Here is a 17,851-nt window from a genome sequence, read left to right on the forward strand (position 1 = left end):
CCAAATAAGATGATCAAAATATTAGCTAACGATGGTATCGATCCGATAGGTAAAAAAATGCTGGAAGATGCCGGCTTTTTTGTAGATACCAACAATATTCCGCAGGACGAGCTTCCTGAAAAATTGAAAAACTATGATGCTATTACCGTACGTAGTGCTACTAAAGTACGTAAGGCATTAATCGACGCTACGCCTAACCTGAAACTGATTGGTCGCGGTGGTGTTGGTGTTGATAATATAGATGTTGATTATGCCAAAGAAAAAGGTATTGGTGTTTATAACACTCCGGCTTCATCTTCATTATCAGTAGCTGAGCTTGTATTCGCCAGCTTATTTGGCGCTGTACGCTTTTTGCCTGACAGCAACCGTAAAATGCCTGTTGATGGCGGTACCAAATTTAACGACCTGAAAAAAGCTTATGCTAAAGGTGTTGAGCTTCGTGGTAAAACTTTAGGTATCGTAGGTTTTGGTCGTATCGGCAGGGAAGTAGCTAAAATAGCTATCGGTGTTGGTATGGACGTTTTGGCTTATGACCTTTTTGATTTTAACCCCGAGCTGGATCTTGTTTTAGGCGGTGGTATCACCGTTAAAGCATCTGTTAAAAAATCTACACTTGACGAGATCATCACCACTGCTGATTTCATTACCCTGCATACTCCATTTATCGACAAAGCCCTTTTTGGTGCCGAAGAACTGGCTAAAACTAAGAAAGGTGTTGGCCTGGTAAACATCTCACGCGGTGGTTTAATTGATGAGCTTGCTTTGGTTGACGCACTAAACAGCGGCCAGGTTTCATTTGCTGCACTTGACGTGTTTGACAATGAGCCAACCCCACGTGCCGAGATCTTGACCCATCCAAAAATCTCTCTGACCCCACACATTGGTGCTGCTACCAATGAGGCCCAGGAAAGGATTGGTGTTGAACTTGCGAGCTTGATTATTGAGCATTTTAAAAACGCTTAACACTGATTTGCTCTAATTAGGGCGAATTACGCGAGTATAAATCATATTATTATAAAAGGCACTAATCGGTAAGATTAGTGCCTCTTGTTGTATACAAGCGAATTTGTGTAATTAGACTTAATTCGAGAATATTCGTGTTAGATTATATACGAAACACCCTTCTCCGGCAAAGTTACACCATAACCTTCTTTCTCAAGATCATCGGCTAATAGTTGCATGCTTTCACCTTCGCCATGTACCAGGAATACGTGTTTTAATTTTTCCTTATCAATAGCTTTTACCGTATTCATAAGGTCGTCATGATCACCGTGGGCACTGAGTACATCGGTTTGTTTGATAGTCGCATAAACGGCCAGTTCACGGTCCTTGATGTGGACGATGGAATCTCCCCGTAATAAACGGTGTCCCAATGTGCCTTTGGCGCAGTAGCCTATGAAAAGAATAGTGGCGTAATAGTTTTGAATATTATAGAAAAGATGGTCTTGGATGCGGCCGCCTTCAAGCATCCCGGCTGATGAGATGATGATGCACGGCTCCCAATAATTGGAGATCTGCCTGCTATCCTTCAGCGTTTCTACATAGGTAAGGTTATCAAACTCAAATTCATCGCCGCGTTTTTGGTAAAATTCCTGGGCTTCCTGGTTAACGTGGTTATGGTATTTCCGAAATACCTCGGTAGCCTGCGTAGCCATCGGGCTGTCAACAAAAACCTTAACAGGCGGTAGTAAGCCGGTGCTGAAGATCTTGTTTAATGTATATACCAGTGATTGTGTGCGCCCTATACTGAACGCAGGGATGATCAAACGGCCTTGCTCTTTGATACAGGCCTTTTCAATAACCTCTATCAGGGTTTGTTCAACTGTTTTGTCCTTACTATGATAGCGGCCGCCATAAGTTGCTTCCGAAACCAGGAAATCAACAGGAGGGAGGGGCTGCGGATCATTCAAAACAGGGTAATTCTTCCTGCCGATATCGCCGGTAAAAGCTATTGATTTTTCTTCGCCTTTATCATTTATTTTAAATACAGCTGCGGCCGCACCTAAAAGGTGACCAACAGGTACGAAAGTTAGCTCGATATCGCCGGTGATCCTAAACGGTTTGTTGAATCCTATTGTAACGAAGCGCTCTACTGTGTCCATAACATGCTTTTGCATGTATAGGGGCTGTGCGTGGGTGTTAAATTTGCCTCTGCCGCGTTTATGGTGACCGCCCTTGCTTGCCGCTTTGCGCATGAATATGTTTACAGAATCGAGCAGCAATAATTCAGTCAGGTCTGCCGTGGGAGGGGTGCATAAGATCTGTCCCTCAAAACCTAAGCGGATCAGGGTAGGCAGGTTGCCCGAATGGTCGATGTGAGCGTGGGTAAGTACTACCACGTCAATGTCTTCGGGCCGAAAAGGAAAGTTTTCGTTAGATATGATACTGCGGTCCTTTTCATAATCAAGTCCGCAATCCACTAAAATTTTATATTGTCCAACCTCGAGCAAATGCATGCTCCCGGTTACCTGCCGGGCCGCGCCGTGTATCGTTAGTTTCATTGTTTAAAGGCTATAGTCCATAGACGATGGACCATAGTGCTCTTATTCCTTATATGATTTTGTTAAATATCGATTATTTATTTTAAAATGCAGCTATGCACTATCGACTATTGTCTGTTAGCTGTTTTGACTTTCAAACTGAAGCTGGCTTAAGTATTTATAAAGGCCTTGTTCGTTGCCAATAAGTTCCATATGGCTGCCGCTTTCTACTATATGGCCTTTTTCAAGTACGATGATCTTATCTGCTTCGCGAATAGTTGACAGACGGTGAGCTATGATGATCGACGTACGATCTTTCATTAATTCCTCAAGCGCCTCCTGTACAAGGCGTTCCGACTCAGAGTCTAACGATGATGTGGCTTCGTCAAGTATCAATATCGAAGGGTTTTTTAGCAATGCCCTCGCAATGGCAATCCGTTGCCTTTGTCCGCCTGAAAGTTTAACACCACGCTCACCAACAACGGTTTCATAGCCTTCTGGGAAGGAAGATATAAATTGATGGGCGTTAGCGCGTTTGGCAGCCTGGATGATATCTTCTTTTGAGGCATTTAAACGACCATAGGCTATGTTTTCCATAATGGTGCCCCCAAACAACAATACATCCTGCGGAACAATGGCCACCTGGTTACGGATATCGGTAAGAGAATAGTTATCTGCTGGCTTGCCATCAAATAAAATGTTGCCGTTTTGAGGGTGATAAAACTGCAGGATTAATGAAGCCATGGTTGATTTTCCCGAACCGCTTGGCCCAACAATAGCAACACGCTGCCCTGCATCAGCATTAAAAGAAATGCCTTTTAATACAGTAATTTCCTGGCGCGATGGATATGCGAATACTACATTATTAAAAGCAAGATCGCCTTTAATGGGTTGTTTGATGCCATTGTCGCTTTCTATAATCGAAATATCTTCGCCCTGCTCAGCAAGGATCTCCAGCACACGTTCGCTTGCACCAACTGCCTTTTGCAGGTTAGCATAAAGATCTGGAAAGCTACCCATAGCGGCGCCTACAAATATCGAGTACATGATAAAAGTAGTAAGGTCGCCAACATATATTTCATGATTGGCCACCAATACCGAGCCGTACCAGATTACACCAACAAAGGTGCCGAACAAGCAGAATACGATGAATGAGGCAAAGGTACCCCTGAATTTTGCACCCCTAACAGCGATGTTAACCACCTTGCGCAAAATTTTATCGTAACGATTAGCCTCGTAAGCTTCGTTAACAAAAGCTTTTACGTTGGCAATGCCTTGCAGTGTTTCCTCAACTATGGTATTTGATTCGGCTAATTTGTCCTGCGCCTCACGTGATAGCTTACGGATAAATCGCCCAAAGAATACAGCGAATGCAACGAGGAACGGCAATATAGCTAATAGCGCAAGTGTAAGTTTGATAGACACGATGGCCAGTAAGGTAGTGCTGCCTATCATGATCACCAGCTGGCGGATCATTTCGGCAAAAGTGGTGGTCAACGTATCCTGGATCTGGGAAAGATCGGCAGAAATACGGCTGTTCAATTCACCAACCCTGCGGTTGGCAAAAAAGTTCATGGGCAGGGTGATGAGCTTAAAATAGGTATCACGCCTGATATCGGCTAAAGATTTTTCGGCAACCTGTACAAACCAAACCACCCTGAAAAACGACACAAAAGCCTGGGCAAATAATATAATAAAACCCATGATGGCAATGGCATTTAAGCCATGCGGCAAGTACTTGTATTTATAAATGCCCTGTGCTGCATCAATCAATGCACCCAAAATAGCTGGGAATGCCAGACCTACAAGGCTTGACAGAAACAGGAAAACTAATCCGGCTATGAATTTAACCTTGTAAGGTTTTAAGTAAGTGAGCAGTTTTGCTACGTTGCGCAGGCTGCTCCGGTTTATTTTTGCTTTAGGTAATTCTGCTTCGGCCTTGCTGCCACTGTTCAGTCGTCCTCTTGCCATGTATGCGTTTGAATGTTATAAGCCGCGAATTTACGCTTTAACACGGTTCTTTTTAACAAGTAGGAACAAAATTGACGCAATCATGAAAAGTATCACTACTACCAATATGTTTTGCCGGGTTTTGAAGTGCTCTTCTGAATTGTTTAACTGTTGTTTAAGATGGACATTTTGCTGCCTTAACCTGTTAATTACCTGTATATAACCGGCAGCTGTAGTTTCTGCCTCTTTGCTGTGGCTCTGGATCTGTCTTTGCTGAAAATCACGGTATTCAAGCAGAATCTTGAGTTCTTTAAAAATAGCATCGTCTGTTTTAGCGATATCCATCAGAATGCCGGCCGAACGTCGGACATCACCTTTGGTTTGAAAGCCGAAAATGCCGGTATGCTGACCCAGGCTTTGTTCATATTGCCCGAATTTTTGTTTACGGGCCGCCAGCATATTATTTATTTTTTTACGCTGAAGCTGGTATGCTACAGAATCGGAGTTAACAGTGCTTTGGGCCGATGCCCAAACGGTTGTTATCAAACAAAATAAAAAAAGCAGAGCAGTTTTTTTCATTTATATAAATACCTTATTGAAATTCAATGATCACCTTGTCATTCAGGTTCAGGCCCAAAAGACCACTTGCATTACCTTTATTTATAGCAATTTCCAAATGATCGCTAATACCAAATAAACAAAGTTTTTCGCCAACGGGTACTTCATTATAATGCCAGCTTAAATGGTTTATGGTTTCGTTGCGCTTAAAATTGAGCACAAAACGCCTGCCTTGCTGCACGCTGTTAAAAAACTCCTTGGTTATATTGGTTATCACATTCTGAAATGAATCGATATAGATCACAACGCCTTTGATCATGTTTTTTTCAATAACAGGCTGCAAATTCATTTTGTTTTCGATATCGCTCACCGGCAGACCTATTTCATCCAGTTTGCCGCCTTTGGCTAAATGGCAGGCCGTTTTTACAAAGATATCGGCCAGGGGGAAGTGAAGGAATTTAAGGTCCTGCATAATGTTGATCTCAACTATCTCTTCAGGCTCCTGGTCAAACATCAGCGAAAAAATGCCGTTATCAGCCCCTACAAAGTAGTGCTTTTTGTAGCGGATAGCAAGGTATTTGGTATGATCATTATAAACGGTGTCAATACCGATAAGGTGTACCGTATCTTCCGGAAAATAATGAAAACTGTTTTTAAGTATAAAAGCAGCCTGCTGTACATTAAAGGCCGCAACACTGTTGGTAATATCAACAATATTTACTGTAGGCAACAATTTGTAGATACTGCCTTTTAACGCAGCCTGGTAAATATCTTTATCGCCTAAATCAGTAGTTAATGTTATAATTGCCATTAATTTTATAAATATTTATTGCTAATCTTGTAGTAGCATTTGAAGCTACAAATATTCAATTTTTAATTCATATAAATCCGTAACTAAAAAATCAAATTAGTATTGAACGAACTTAAGCTATCAATTGAAAACGTAAACCCTGCGGTACTGTGGGGGCCAAATAATGATCATTTTGAGATCATTAAGAAACAATACCCCAAGCTTAAAATAGTTGCGCGCGGCAGTGAAGTGAAGGTTTTGGGTGATGATAATGAACTGAATGTTTTCCAGGAAAAATTTACTCACCTGATAAATCATGTTGAGAAATTTGAAAACCTCAACATAACTGATCTCGAGCGGATCCTTGGTTCAAGAAACAACAATAGTACAACTACTGCCGAACCTGCTACTGCAGACAAGTTTGCAAGCGGCGAGGTGATTGTATTTGGGCCTAACGGTATAATGGTTAGGGCCCGTACCACTAATCAGCGCCGCATGGTTGATAGCCTCAACAAAAGCGATATCTTGTTTGCCATTGGGCCTGCCGGTACCGGTAAAACTTACACCGCTGTGGCCTTAGCGGTAAGGGCGCTTAAAAACAAAGAAATTAAGCGTATCATATTAACCCGCCCGGCTGTTGAGGCAGGGGAGAACCTCGGTTTTTTACCGGGCGACCTTAAAGAAAAGATCGACCCATACCTGAGGCCTTTATATGATGCGCTTGATGATATGATCCCGGCCGAAAAACTGAAGGTTTACCTGGAGAACCGTACCATTGAAATTGCACCGCTGGCCTTTATGCGCGGCCGTACCCTTGATAACTGTTTTGTGATTTTGGACGAGGCCCAGAATGCCACCGATATGCAGCTAAAAATGTTCCTGACCCGTATGGGGCCATCAGCTAAATTCATTGTAACCGGCGACGTAACACAGATTGATTTGCCGAAAAAACAACAATCCGGCCTGCACACTGCTTTAAGGATACTGACCGATATCAAAGGTATCGAGATAGTATACCTGAGCGGCGAAGACGTAGTAAGGCACAAATTAGTACGTAAGATATTAGAAGCTTACGGGGATATACAGTAATTTAAGTTTAGTTCATAGTTCATAGTTGATGGTTCATGGTAATAATGCAAATCGGCTATGAACTATGAACTATCAACCATGAACTAAAAAAATGAACTCAATAAAAGAAACACATTTCAGCTTTCCGGGGCAGACGGCATTTTACAAGGGGAAAGTACGCGATGTTTATACGATAGATAATAAATTCCTGGCTATGGTTGTTACCGACCGCATTTCGGCCTTTGATGTTGTACTACCAGAAGCTATTCCTTTTAAAGGACAGGTGCTTAACCAGATTGCCGCCCGGTTTTTAGAGGCAACAGCGGATATCGTTCCGAACTGGGTTATTTCTGTTCCGGACCCAAGTGTTACTATTGGCCGCATTTGCGAGCCATTTAAGGTAGAGATGGTGATCCGTGGCTACCTGGCCGGTCATGCCGCCCGCGAATATAGTGCAGGCGGGCGTCAGGTATGCGGCGTTGCTTTGCCCGAAGGTTTAAAAGAAAATGATATCCTGCCTCAACCTATCATTACGCCTACCACTAAAGCATCAGTAGGGCATGACGAGGATATTTCACGCGAGGAGATCCTGGCGAGGGGTATCGTATCCGAAGAAGATTATGTGAAATTGGAGGCTTATACCCAGGCACTTTTTAAACGCGGTACCGAAATTGCAGCCAAACAGGGTTTGATACTCGTAGATACCAAATACGAATTTGGTAAGGCTGACGGCCAAATCTACCTGATCGACGAGATCCACACGCCCGATTCTTCGAGGTATTTTTATAAAGAAGGATATGAGGAACGCCAGCAAAAAGGTGAGCCACAGAAACAGCTTTCAAAAGAGTTTGTACGCAAATGGCTTATCGAAAATGGCTTCCAGGGTAAAGAGGGGCAAGTAGTGCCGGTTATGACCCAAGAGATTGTTAATTCGATATCTGAGCGTTATATAGAGCTTTACGAACAGATTATAGGTGAGCCATTTGTTAATCCTGCCCAAGGGGATGTATTAGCACGTGTTGAAACGGCAATTAATAACGCGTTGAGCGTTATGTAATTTTAAAATATCCATAAAATATTTATCTTAGCTTATTAAAATTTAATAAGAATGAAATTTACTGTAGATAAACATGAGAAATATATATTATTGAAACTTAATGAATCAAAATTAAATTCAATAGTAACGCCTCAGTTGAAATCTGAATTGATATTGATCAATACAGAGGGTCAGCGCAACATCATTCTCGACTTGTCGCAGGTGAAATATGCCGATTCATCAGGCTTAAGCAGTTTGCTGGTTGGTCACCGCTTGTGTAAAAATGCTACGGGTTCATTTATTTTGGCGGGTTTAAATGACGCAGTTGCGCGTTTAATAACCATATCACAACTGGATAATGTATTAACCATTGTTCCAACTGCCGAAGAAGGTGTCGATCTTATTTTTATGGAAGAGATTGAAAAAGAGTTAAAAAAGGAAGCAAGATAAACCATTTGATTGTTTACCTATTATGAAATTTGAGGTAACAATACTTGGCAGCAGCTCCGCAACCCCGATCTTCAACAGAAATCCTACGTCACAGGTGCTCAATATCAATGAGCGCCTGTATTTAATAGACTGCGGCGAAGGCACGCAGCAACAAATGCTCCGTTTTGATATCAAAGCCAGTCGCATTGATCATATTTTTATAAGCCATCTTCACGGCGATCATTATTTAGGTTTGGTTGGTTTATTATCATCCATGCACCTTAACGGGCGTAAAAAGGCGCTTAAACTGGTATGCCCTGTGCAGTTGAAAGAAATAATTGATCTGCAATTAAGATATTCAGATACCGAACTGCAATTCCCTGTTGAATATATATTTACCAATGCCCAACAAAGTGAAGTGGTGATCAATAATAGTGATGTTGTAGTTGAAACGATACCGCTTGATCACCGCATTGCCTGTACCGGCTTTTTGTTTAAGGAAAAGAAAAGACTTCGTAAACTTGTTAAGGAGAAAATAGAAAGTCTCGATATCCCGGTTGCCTATTATTCGGTATTGAAAAAAGGGGGGGATTATACTGATGAAAAAGGCAAAGTTTACAAAAATGAAGAGCTAACTATCGATTCGGCCGAGCCTAAAACCTACGCCTACTGCTCCGATACGATGTATAATGAAAACTATTTCGGCCAAATCGCCAACGCCACGTTGCTTTATCACGAGGCTACTTTTTTAAATGATATGCTTGACCGGGCAGTTATAACCCATCACACCACAGCATTACAAGCCGGAGAGATAGCCCTGAAAACCAACGCAAAAAAACTACTAATAGGCCATTTTTCGGCCCGTTATAAAACCCTGAACGAGTTACTGGATGAGGCTAAAATAAATTTCCCCTCAACTGAACTTGCAATTGAGGGGAAAACCTTTTTTATAGAATAGTTTTTAGAGTTGAAAGCTTAAGGCAAAATGCTGAAAGCTCAGAACTTTTAAAGCTTTAGGCTTTTTGCCTTAAGCTAAAATTAATCCTTTTTACCGCCAAATACCGAGAAGCTCACATAACGTTTTGGATGTGCCTTCAGATCAATAAACAGGTTATTGAGGTTGTTTGATGCATCTGTAAGGTTTTTGTACATTTTATCGTCATTAAGCAAAAGGCCCAAAGAACCCTGACCGGAGTTGATTTTGGCAATAGTTGCCTGCAAATCGGCCATAGCTTTATTTGCATTATCAAGTGTTTGTTTCAGGTTAGCAGCAGCAACGTCATTACTTACTTTTTCAAAGTTCGCTGTCATCCCGTTTAGGTGGGCTGTGCTTGTCTTTAAGCTGCCTGATACTTCCTCGGCATTGGTAAGTATGGCGTCGATATGTCCGGTTTGCGAGCCTACCAGGTGGTCTATTTTTTTGGTAGTACCTTCAAGTGTTTGCAATGAGTTGGCAATGCTCATGAAGCTGCGGTCAATGTTTTTCTGAAAGTTAGGATTCAGGATCTTGTTAACAGCGCTCAGTGACGAATCGAGTTTAGACATCAGCATCTCTGCTTTTTTTTGTATGGGCTGCAGGCTTTCCGCAAGGCTGCCCTGAATGTCGGCTTTAAGTGTATCCTGATCTTCGGCGGGTACATTGCTGTTACCTAACTCAAAAACAATGGCTTTACTGCCTAGCAGATCCGTACTTTCAAGCTTGGCGAGGGTGTTTTTAGGCACAACCACATCTGGCTCAATTTTAAATTCAACCACGGTACGCCCGTCTGGCTGAAGTTTCATTTTAGAGATGCGGCCTATCTGGTAACCGTTTACCAATACAGGTTTTGAAACGGTTAAACCTTCAACGCTGTTATAAATAGCGTAGTATTTATTTGATCCTGAAAAAACGTCATTACCGCGTAAATAACTGTAACCTAATATGAGTATGGTAATTGCTATTGCCGTAAGTGCACCAATTTTGGTTTCGTTAGAGATTTTCATTAAGTAGAGTTTATGCGTTAATTGTGTTTAAGGCTATAAACCTGCAACCAGGCTTATATGTTTTATGATGTACGTTTTATTTGCAAGGAAGGTAACAGTTTGGCTTCTACAATTATTGCGAAATCTGTTCCATCTCTTTTTTATAGGTTGTTAATGCACGGATAATTGAAGCTACAATCTCATTTTGTCCCTCTTCTGAATTAAGGTACTTCTCATCGTCGGGGTTATTGATATAGCCGGTTTCAACCAATACCGATGGCATTGCGCTGTGGCAAAGAACGTAAATGCCCTGCTCCCTGATCCCTTCGCTACGCCTTCCATCGGTATCAACAAACTCGCCGTTAATTAAAGTAGCCAGCTTGATACTTTGCTGCCTGAACTTTCTCTTATACTCGTTTGTTAAAATAATGGTCATGGGGTCGTTCGGATCCAGTGCTCCGCCGTCGAGTTCGGTCTCTTCACCAACCTGGTTTTTTTGAATAGCGTTTTCCTCTTCGCGGGTGCGGTGTAAACCATAAACCAAAATCAATACGCCTTTTCCCGATCTGTCCGGGACCCGAACGGTACGGTATACTGCTTTACGACGTTTGGTACCAACCTTTTCACGAATTGTTCTGTCAGATAGCGAATTGCAATGCAGAGAAATGAAGAGCTGCCCTTTGTTTTCATTGGCTATCTCAGCCCTGCGTTCAAACGAAACATCATCTTCGGTAGTACGGGTCATTACAGCTTTCACGCCGCTTAATTCTTTTTCTATAGCGGCTTGCAATTTAAAGCCAATAGCCAGCGTTACATTCCTTTCTGACGAATAAGAGCCCGATGCACCGTGTGAATAATGACCTGTAGAGGCTGATGGTTTACCACCATGCCCGGGGTCGATAATAATGGTTTTGATCTTAAAACCGGTACTGTTTACAACAGTGTCGGTTTGACGGGGAAGACTATTGGTTAAAACAGAACTGTATGATTTAAAAGGAAAAAATGAAAGGAGAACCAGCAACACCCACAAACTATAAATCAATCTTTTCAATGCCTTATTTTTCATTATTTTTGAACGCTGTTAACTATATCTGCAAAAATACTATTCATAATCAATTTTGAAATTCATAACCTTTTTTTTTCTGCTTGCAATTATATTAATAGTAAACGGACTTGCTGCTAATGCCGGCGCTGTTTTAAATAACAGCCATGGCAGGAGGCCTTTAACGGATACTATTATCAAACTTGATTCGCTCCGTGATAAGAAACTTCTTAAAGGTAAACAATCCGGCTCAATAACGCCGCTACGAAACGGTAAGCCTGTAAATTCTTTACCGGCAAATGATACCACTAAAAAGAATAAAGGCGGCCTGCAATCAGAAGTAAAGGCAACAGCCGAGGACTCGACCCACTCAGACCGGGAACACCAAGTTACCTATTTTTACGGGAAAGCGCGTGTAACCTATGAAGATTTTGAGCTTGATGCAGACTATATCAGGGTTGATGATAAAAACCACCTCATATTTGCACGGGGAAGCATTGACCCGCGTACGCACCAATATGTCCGCAGGCCTATCATGAAGCAAAAAACGGATAAGCCGGTAGCATCTGATTCGCTGATTTTTGATTACAAAACAAAGAAAGTAGTTATATATAACCCGGCATCTGAACAGGAGGGTAACTTCATTTCGGGCGGAAAGGCAAAAAAGCTCAATGATGATGAGGTTGCATACCGTAACGTTATTTTTAGTACCTGCGATTTGCCTTATCCCGATACCCACTTCGGTATAGTGATTACCCGTGGCATCGGCGAAAAGAAACGTATTATATCCGGGCCCGCTTACCTGGAGATTGAAGGGGTCCCCTTACCGCTCGCCATTCCTTTCGGTTTTTTCCCTAAGCCGGATACCAGGACATCAGGTGTTATTTTGCCAACTTTTGGTGAGGACAACACTCTGGGTTTCTATTTAAAAGGACTTGGATACTATATTGGTATAAATGATTATGTTGATTTGACTACCACCGGATCTATCTACTCAAAAGGCTCGTATGAGCTAAGCAGCACGGCACGATATCTTAAACGTTATAAATATACGGGCAACGTTACGCTCAGTTTTGGTTCGCATAACTATGGCCTTGAGGGCGACCCGGCCACTAAAGACGCGCATATTTACTGGTCGCATGTGCAGGATGCCAACGCTAACCCCGGCTCAACTTTCAGTGCTTCAGTTGATGCAGGTACTTCCGGTTTCTTCAGGAATACGCCGTCAGCAAGTAACTATAATGTTAACTCCATTGCTCAAAGTAGTTTGCGCTCGAGTATCGCTTATGGTAAAACATGGGCAGGTACACCTTTTAACCTAAGTGTAGGTATCTCGCATAGCCAGGATATAGCCCGTAAAACGGTGAATATCGAGTTGCCCACCATTGCCTTCGGTATGTCGTCAATAAACCCCTTCGATTCTAAAGACAGGGTTGGCGAGCAAAAATGGTATCAAAAAATTACGGTGAGCTATAATTTAGTAGGTACTAACAAACTTAACGATATACCCGAGTCCCAGTTATTTAAAGGCGAAACTTTATCAAAACGGTTACAAAATGGTTTTCAGCATACCATCCCGGTTAGCCTGGGCTTAAACCTGTTAAAGTACTTTCAGTTTAATAACAGCATCAACTATACCGAACGCTGGTATTTTCAAAGTATTAATGAAAGATTTGAAAGGGGAAGCATTGCCGGTTCAAATCAGTTAATTATTGATACTATACCTGGTTTTAAGCGTGCCGGCGAGTATAGTATCAGTACAGGTATATCAACCAAATTGTACGGTACCATAAACTTTAAACATGGTAACCTGAGAGCAATCAGGCACGTGGCTACACCGTCAATAAGTTTTAGCTATCGTCCCGACTTCAGCGACCCAAGCTTTGGCTATTACAAAACAGCTGTTAGTACAGCCACGGTGCCTTATCCGTATACCTATCAAAAATATTCTATTTTCCAGAACGGAGTTTATGGCGGCCCCTCAGCGGGTAAGCAGGCGGGGTTAAACTTTTCGGTAGATAATACTATAGAGGCGAAAGTAAAAGCGAAAAGCACGGATACATCAGGCACCGACCGAAAAATCATGATTTTACAAGGTTTGTCGTTCTCCACCTTTTATAATTTCGCGGCCGACTCAATGAAACTTTCTGATATTTCATTTTCGGGGCATACCGCTATTTTCAATCAAAAATTAAGTATCAGTTTTTCGGGAGTGTTTAGCCCATACGTAACCAAGGTAAGCGATTCAATCTCCAATAATCAGATTGTAAGAACAAGCCGTTATATAAACAGGTATGCCTGGCAGGACGGCAAATTCCCAACTTTATCAGGTTTAAACATCTCTATGGGTGGGAGTTTGAATTCAACTAAAGCAACTCCGGGAAATGCCGCCCTGAATACTATCGCAACCATGAATCCCACCCAAGCTCAGAGACTCGCCCTGGTAAACAGCGATCCGAATGCATACGTTGACTTTAACGTGCCGTGGAATATCTCGCTTAACTACAGTTTTAGCTATCAAAACTACTTGAACAACAAAACAACCAGTAATACGCTCCAGATTTCGGGCGATGTGAACCTCACGCAAAAGTGGAAGATCCAATACTCTACTACGTATGATATCAAGGCAGCTAAATTTGCAAGCGCTACCTCGTTTTCAATATACCGCGATCTGCATTGCTGGGATCTGGCCTTTCAATGGATCCCCTTCGGTGTATATAAAATGTATAACGTAACTTTAAAAGTGAAGGCTTCTATTTTACAGGATTTGAAACTAAGTAAGAAAAGCGATTACAATCCACAATCATCTTTTTATTAATATAATAATGCTGGCAGAAATAATTACCATCGGCGACGAGATACTTATCGGACAAATTGTTGATACCAATTCGGCCTGGATGGCTACCGAACTTAACAAAATAGGGATAAGGGTAAAGCAGATCTCATCAATAAGCGACGATAAAGAACATATCCTGAAGGCATTAGCCGAAGCAGCAAGCCGGGCCAAGATCATTTTTATAACCGGTGGACTTGGCCCTACAAAAGATGATATCACCAAAAAAACATTAGCCGAATACTTTGGTGTTGAGCTTGTTGAAAACGAGGATGCATTTGCTAATGTAGAACGCATTTTTGCCAAATATAACCGCCCGTTATTGGAGATCAACAAACAGCAGGCACTTGTTCCGGCTAATTGCGAGGTTGTATTGAATGAAAATGGCACTGCCCCGGGTATGTGGTTTAACCACAACGGTGTCATCTATATGTCGATGCCGGGTGTGCCGTTTGAGATGATGTACATGATGGAAGGGCAGGTATTGCCTAAAATTAAGGCTACCTTAAAGCTTCCCGTGATCATTCATAAAACGCTGTTAACCGTTGGTGAGGGTGAATCATTTTTGGCCGAACGCATTGCGGATATCGAAGATGATTTGCCATCACATATTAAACTGGCCTATCTGCCCAAGTTAGGCCAGGTGCGTTTACGCTTAAGCGCTTTTGGCAATGATGAAACTGCTTTGCAAAAAGAGGTGGATGCATTTGCCTCCCGTTTAATTGAACGCATAGGTTCACCGTTTGTTATTGATCAGGATATCCCGCTTGAAAAGGCCATACTTGACAGGATGGAAGCAAACGGCCTTACTTTATCAGTAGCCGAGAGCTGTACCGGAGGCTATCTGTCCCATTTGTTTACCCAGCATCCTGGTTCATCACAGGTGTTTTTAGGAGGCGCTGTATCCTATTCATATGAGTTAAAGGAGAGTATTTTAGGAGTAAAGAACGAAACTTTGTGGCAACATGGAGCCGTTAGTGAAGAAACGGTAACGGAAATGGTAGAAGGCGCACTGTTAAATTTCAAGTCGGATTTGGCTGTCGCTATTACCGGTGTAGCTGGTCCGGGTGGGGGCACAGAGGATAAACCCGTTGGTACTGTGTGGATTGCAGTTGCCGCAAAGGAGAAATCAATCATAAAGAAATATACATTTGGCAGTAAACGCAGGCAAAATATTGAGCGAAGTGCTGTGATGGCGCTGTCAATGTTGAATACTTTGCTTACTGAAATTAAAAAGTAAAGATTTAAATACATAATTTTGAGGTTAAACTATATTCTACTGTATGGCCAGATACCAGCTGTTATTGCCAAAAATGGGGGAGAGCGTTGCTGAGGCAACCGTTATCAAATGGGTTAAAAATCCGGGTGATAAGGTAAATGCCGATGACGCGGTAATGGAAATCGCTACCGATAAAGTCGATTCTGATGTACCTTCGCCTGTAGCAGGTAAGTTAGTTGAACAACTGTATAAAGAAAATGATGTTGTACAGGTAGGCGCGGTTATAGCTATAATTGAAACTGATGAGCCTGAAACTGCACCGATAGTTGCCCAGTCGGAAGAGGTTGCGCCACACCCTCCCGAAGAACCGAAAATAGCAGACTCAACTTATCACGAAACCGTTCCGTTTACCGAAACTGTAAAAGCTCCTGAACCGGAACTGAGCGAAATTCAGCCGGAAAATTTATCCGGCATTCCTGGTATTGATCAGCTTGAGCAAAAAAGTTCGCCTGCTGCTCCGGTATTTAAATCCGAAGGGCGTTTTTATTCGCCTCTCGTGAGAAATATTGCCGCACAGGAAGGCATCAGTATTGAGGAGTTGGACAGCATCCCCGGAACAGGTTCGGATGGTCGTTTAACCAAAGATGACCTGCTGAACTATCTGCAGGCAAAAACTTCATCTGTTCAAAATACGCGTTCGTCAACTCAGGTTGAGTCGTTTACTACTCAAACTGCCGGGCAGCCTGTAAAAACAGTTGAGCCTGCTAAGGAAGCACGACCGGCTGCTGAACCTGCGCCGCAACCGGTAATCGCTGCGATTCCGGAACCTGCAAAAACCGAAACGCCAAAAGGTGCCCCTGTTGAGCAGCAGCCTGCCCCGGCCGTTTCTGTGTCCGGCAGTGATGAAATCATAGAAATGGACAGGATGCGCCGTTTGATTGCCGACCACATGGTGATGAGCAAACAAACATCGCCTCATGTTACCTCGTTTGTTGAGGCTGATGTAACCAACCTGGTATTATGGCGTGAAAAAGTAAAAAATAACTTTGAAAAGCGCGAAGGCGAAAAAATAACCTTTACACCTATATTTATTGAAGCGGTGGCGAAAGCCATTAAGGATTTCCCGATGATCAATGTATCGGTTAACGGCACACAGATCATAAAAAAAGCCGCGATCAACATCAGTATGGCTACGGCTTTGCCAAACGGTAATCTGATAGTGCCTGTAATTAAAAAGGCTGATGAGCTAAACCTTGTTGGTTTAACTAAGGCCGTTAATGACCTGGCAAACCGTGCGCGTAACGGCAAGTTACTGCCCGATGACGTAAAGGAGGGTACATTTACTATCACCAATGTTGGCTCATTTGGCAACGTAATGGGTACCCCAATAATTAATCAGCCGCAGGTAGCTATTTTGGCTGTTGGAGCTATTAAGAAAAAGCCGGCTGTAATTGAAACAAAAGAAGGCGATATGATTGCCATACGCCACATGATGTTCCTTTCATTATCTTATGATCACCGTGTAGTAGATGGTGCCTTGGGCGGCTCGTTTGTACGGCGTGTGGCTGACTATTTGGAAAAGTGGGATAATAGCAGAGAGGTATAATTCTTTACTATATAAAACAAGGAAGACCGGGTTAATTAACCCGGTCTTCCTTGTTTTAGGATCATGCTGCTTAAAAAATAAATTTTAAATTTTTATGAATGAAGCACATAAACAGCTCCAGGCATTAAAACCCGCTTAAATCATATATAAGCCCCAAATGCTGTGAAAATTCGTATTAACTTTGCCTTTGAAAATGGCTTACAAGTATATTGATAATTACCGCGAACAGGGCGCCCGTAAAAGATTGGTTGATGTTTTAAGAAAAAAGGGAATTAGCGACGAACACGTTTTAGAGGCTATTGGTAAGGTAAAACGTCATTGCTTTTTTGATGAAACTTTCTGGAACCAGGCTTACAGGGATATTGCGTTCCCGATAGGCGAGGGGCAAACCATCTCACAGCCATATACTGTGGCCTATCAAACCGAATTGCTGCATATCCGGAAGGGAGATAAAGTTCTTGAAATAGGCACAGGTTCGGGCTATCAAACCTGCATACTGCTTGAGCTTGGGGCTACCGTTTATACTATCGAGCGGCAGGAAAAGCTCTACCACCGCACTAAATATGTATTGCCTAATGAAATGGGGTATAACGCTCATTTTTTTCTTGGGGATGGCTCTATCGGTATTTCCGAATATGCACCCTATGATAAGATCATTGTAACTGCCGGAGCGCCTACTGTACCTGAAGTGTTGTTAAAGCAATTAAAAATAGGCGGCATCCTGGTGATCCCGGTTGGTGACGAGGAAACCCAAAAAATGGTTACTATACTAAAAGTTGGAGATAACGACTACGAAAAAATAGTACTGGACACTTTCAGGTTTGTGCCGTTGGTAGGGGATAAAGCTTGGTAGGGGATTTTGGATTTCGAATTTTCGA

General features: G+C 42.4%; 15 protein-coding genes. 9 read left to right on the plus strand and 6 right to left on the minus strand.

Features of this window, described 5'->3' with window-relative positions; translation table 11 throughout:
- Nucleotides 1–9: 9 nt before the first annotated feature.
- Nucleotides 10–963 carry a D-2-hydroxyacid dehydrogenase gene (locus tag ABIC84_RS02485; RefSeq protein WP_199232792.1) on the plus strand — a complete coding sequence of 318 codons (954 nt, stop codon included), beginning with the start codon at nucleotides 10–12 and terminating at the stop codon, nucleotides 961–963.
- A gap of 137 nt (nucleotides 964–1,100) precedes the next feature.
- On the opposite strand, the gene ABIC84_RS02490 is transcribed toward ABIC84_RS02485, so the two are convergent.
- The 4 genes from ABIC84_RS02490 to ABIC84_RS02505 form a co-directional block, all read right to left on the minus strand.
- Nucleotides 1,101–2,501: an MBL fold metallo-hydrolase gene (locus tag ABIC84_RS02490; protein WP_426586964.1), complete on the minus strand. Its 1,401-nt coding sequence runs from the start codon at nucleotides 2,499–2,501 to the stop codon at nucleotides 1,101–1,103.
- Nucleotides 2,502–2,618: 117 nt separating this feature from the next.
- On the minus strand, nucleotides 2,619–4,451 hold the full coding sequence (locus ABIC84_RS02495; protein ID WP_429262562.1) for an ABC transporter ATP-binding protein: 1,833 nt from the start codon (nucleotides 4,449–4,451) through the stop codon (nucleotides 2,619–2,621).
- 30 nt (nucleotides 4,452–4,481) lie between these two features.
- Entirely contained in the window at nucleotides 4,482–5,009 is a 528-nt protein-coding gene (locus tag ABIC84_RS02500) for a hypothetical protein (protein WP_426586966.1), read from the minus strand.
- 13 nt (nucleotides 5,010–5,022) lie between these two features.
- Nucleotides 5,023–5,799 carry an SAM hydrolase/SAM-dependent halogenase family protein gene (locus ABIC84_RS02505; RefSeq protein WP_091162693.1) on the minus strand — a complete coding sequence of 259 codons (777 nt, stop codon included), beginning with the start codon at nucleotides 5,797–5,799 and terminating at the stop codon, nucleotides 5,023–5,025.
- A 102-nt stretch (nucleotides 5,800–5,901) separates the two neighbouring features.
- Here ABIC84_RS02505 and ABIC84_RS02510 point away from each other — a divergent pair, with 102 nt between their 5' ends.
- The 4 genes from ABIC84_RS02510 to ABIC84_RS02525 all read left to right on the plus strand — a co-directional run bounded on the left by ABIC84_RS02510 (nucleotide 5,902) and on the right by ABIC84_RS02525 (nucleotide 9,269).
- Complete coding sequence (locus tag ABIC84_RS02510; protein ID WP_429262563.1) at nucleotides 5,902–6,867, plus strand: PhoH family protein; 966 nt, start codon at nucleotides 5,902–5,904, stop codon at nucleotides 6,865–6,867.
- A gap of 91 nt (nucleotides 6,868–6,958) precedes the next feature.
- Complete coding sequence (locus tag ABIC84_RS02515) at nucleotides 6,959–7,903, plus strand: phosphoribosylaminoimidazolesuccinocarboxamide synthase (RefSeq protein ID WP_429262564.1); 945 nt, start codon at nucleotides 6,959–6,961, stop codon at nucleotides 7,901–7,903.
- 51 nt (nucleotides 7,904–7,954) lie between these two features.
- The gene (locus tag ABIC84_RS02520; protein WP_090527130.1) at nucleotides 7,955–8,332 is read left to right on the plus strand and encodes an STAS domain-containing protein; all 378 of its coding nucleotides are present in this window, start codon (nucleotides 7,955–7,957) and stop codon (nucleotides 8,330–8,332) included.
- Between the two features lie 22 nt (nucleotides 8,333–8,354).
- A complete protein-coding gene (locus ABIC84_RS02525; protein WP_426586972.1) occupies nucleotides 8,355–9,269 on the plus strand; it encodes a ribonuclease Z in 915 nt (304 codons plus the stop codon).
- A gap of 80 nt (nucleotides 9,270–9,349) precedes the next feature.
- On the opposite strand, the gene ABIC84_RS02530 is transcribed toward ABIC84_RS02525, so the two are convergent.
- Together ABIC84_RS02530 and ABIC84_RS02535 are read right to left on the minus strand one after the other, a co-directional pair.
- The gene (locus ABIC84_RS02530) at nucleotides 9,350–10,294 is read right to left on the minus strand and encodes an MlaD family protein (RefSeq protein WP_090527134.1); all 945 of its coding nucleotides are present in this window, start codon (nucleotides 10,292–10,294) and stop codon (nucleotides 9,350–9,352) included.
- A gap of 112 nt (nucleotides 10,295–10,406) precedes the next feature.
- Nucleotides 10,407–11,339, minus strand: a complete 933-nt coding sequence (locus ABIC84_RS02535) for an N-acetylmuramoyl-L-alanine amidase family protein (RefSeq protein WP_426586974.1) — start codon at nucleotides 11,337–11,339, stop codon at nucleotides 10,407–10,409.
- 52 nt (nucleotides 11,340–11,391) lie between these two features.
- Here ABIC84_RS02535 and ABIC84_RS02540 point away from each other — a divergent pair, with 52 nt between their 5' ends.
- The 4 genes from ABIC84_RS02540 (at nucleotide 11,392) to ABIC84_RS02555 (ending at nucleotide 17,826) form a co-directional block, all read left to right on the plus strand.
- Nucleotides 11,392–14,133 carry a putative LPS assembly protein LptD gene (locus ABIC84_RS02540; RefSeq protein ID WP_429262565.1) on the plus strand — a complete coding sequence of 914 codons (2,742 nt, stop codon included), beginning with the start codon at nucleotides 11,392–11,394 and terminating at the stop codon, nucleotides 14,131–14,133.
- A 7-nt stretch (nucleotides 14,134–14,140) separates the two neighbouring features.
- The gene (locus ABIC84_RS02545; RefSeq protein ID WP_429262566.1) at nucleotides 14,141–15,388 is read left to right on the plus strand and encodes a competence/damage-inducible protein A; all 1,248 of its coding nucleotides are present in this window, start codon (nucleotides 14,141–14,143) and stop codon (nucleotides 15,386–15,388) included.
- 43 nt (nucleotides 15,389–15,431) lie between these two features.
- A complete protein-coding gene (locus ABIC84_RS02550) occupies nucleotides 15,432–16,973 on the plus strand; it encodes a dihydrolipoamide acetyltransferase family protein (RefSeq protein ID WP_429262567.1) in 1,542 nt (513 codons plus the stop codon).
- 193 nt (nucleotides 16,974–17,166) lie between these two features.
- Nucleotides 17,167–17,826 (plus strand): protein-L-isoaspartate(D-aspartate) O-methyltransferase, encoded by a 660-nt coding sequence (locus ABIC84_RS02555; protein WP_426586982.1) that lies wholly within the window; start codon nucleotides 17,167–17,169, stop codon nucleotides 17,824–17,826.
- Nucleotides 17,827–17,851: the final 25 nt, after the last annotated feature.

Origin of the sequence: Mucilaginibacter sp. 3215 (genome assembly GCF_050433785.1) — a bacterium.
Classification (GTDB): Bacteria; Bacteroidota; Bacteroidia; order Sphingobacteriales; family Sphingobacteriaceae; genus Mucilaginibacter.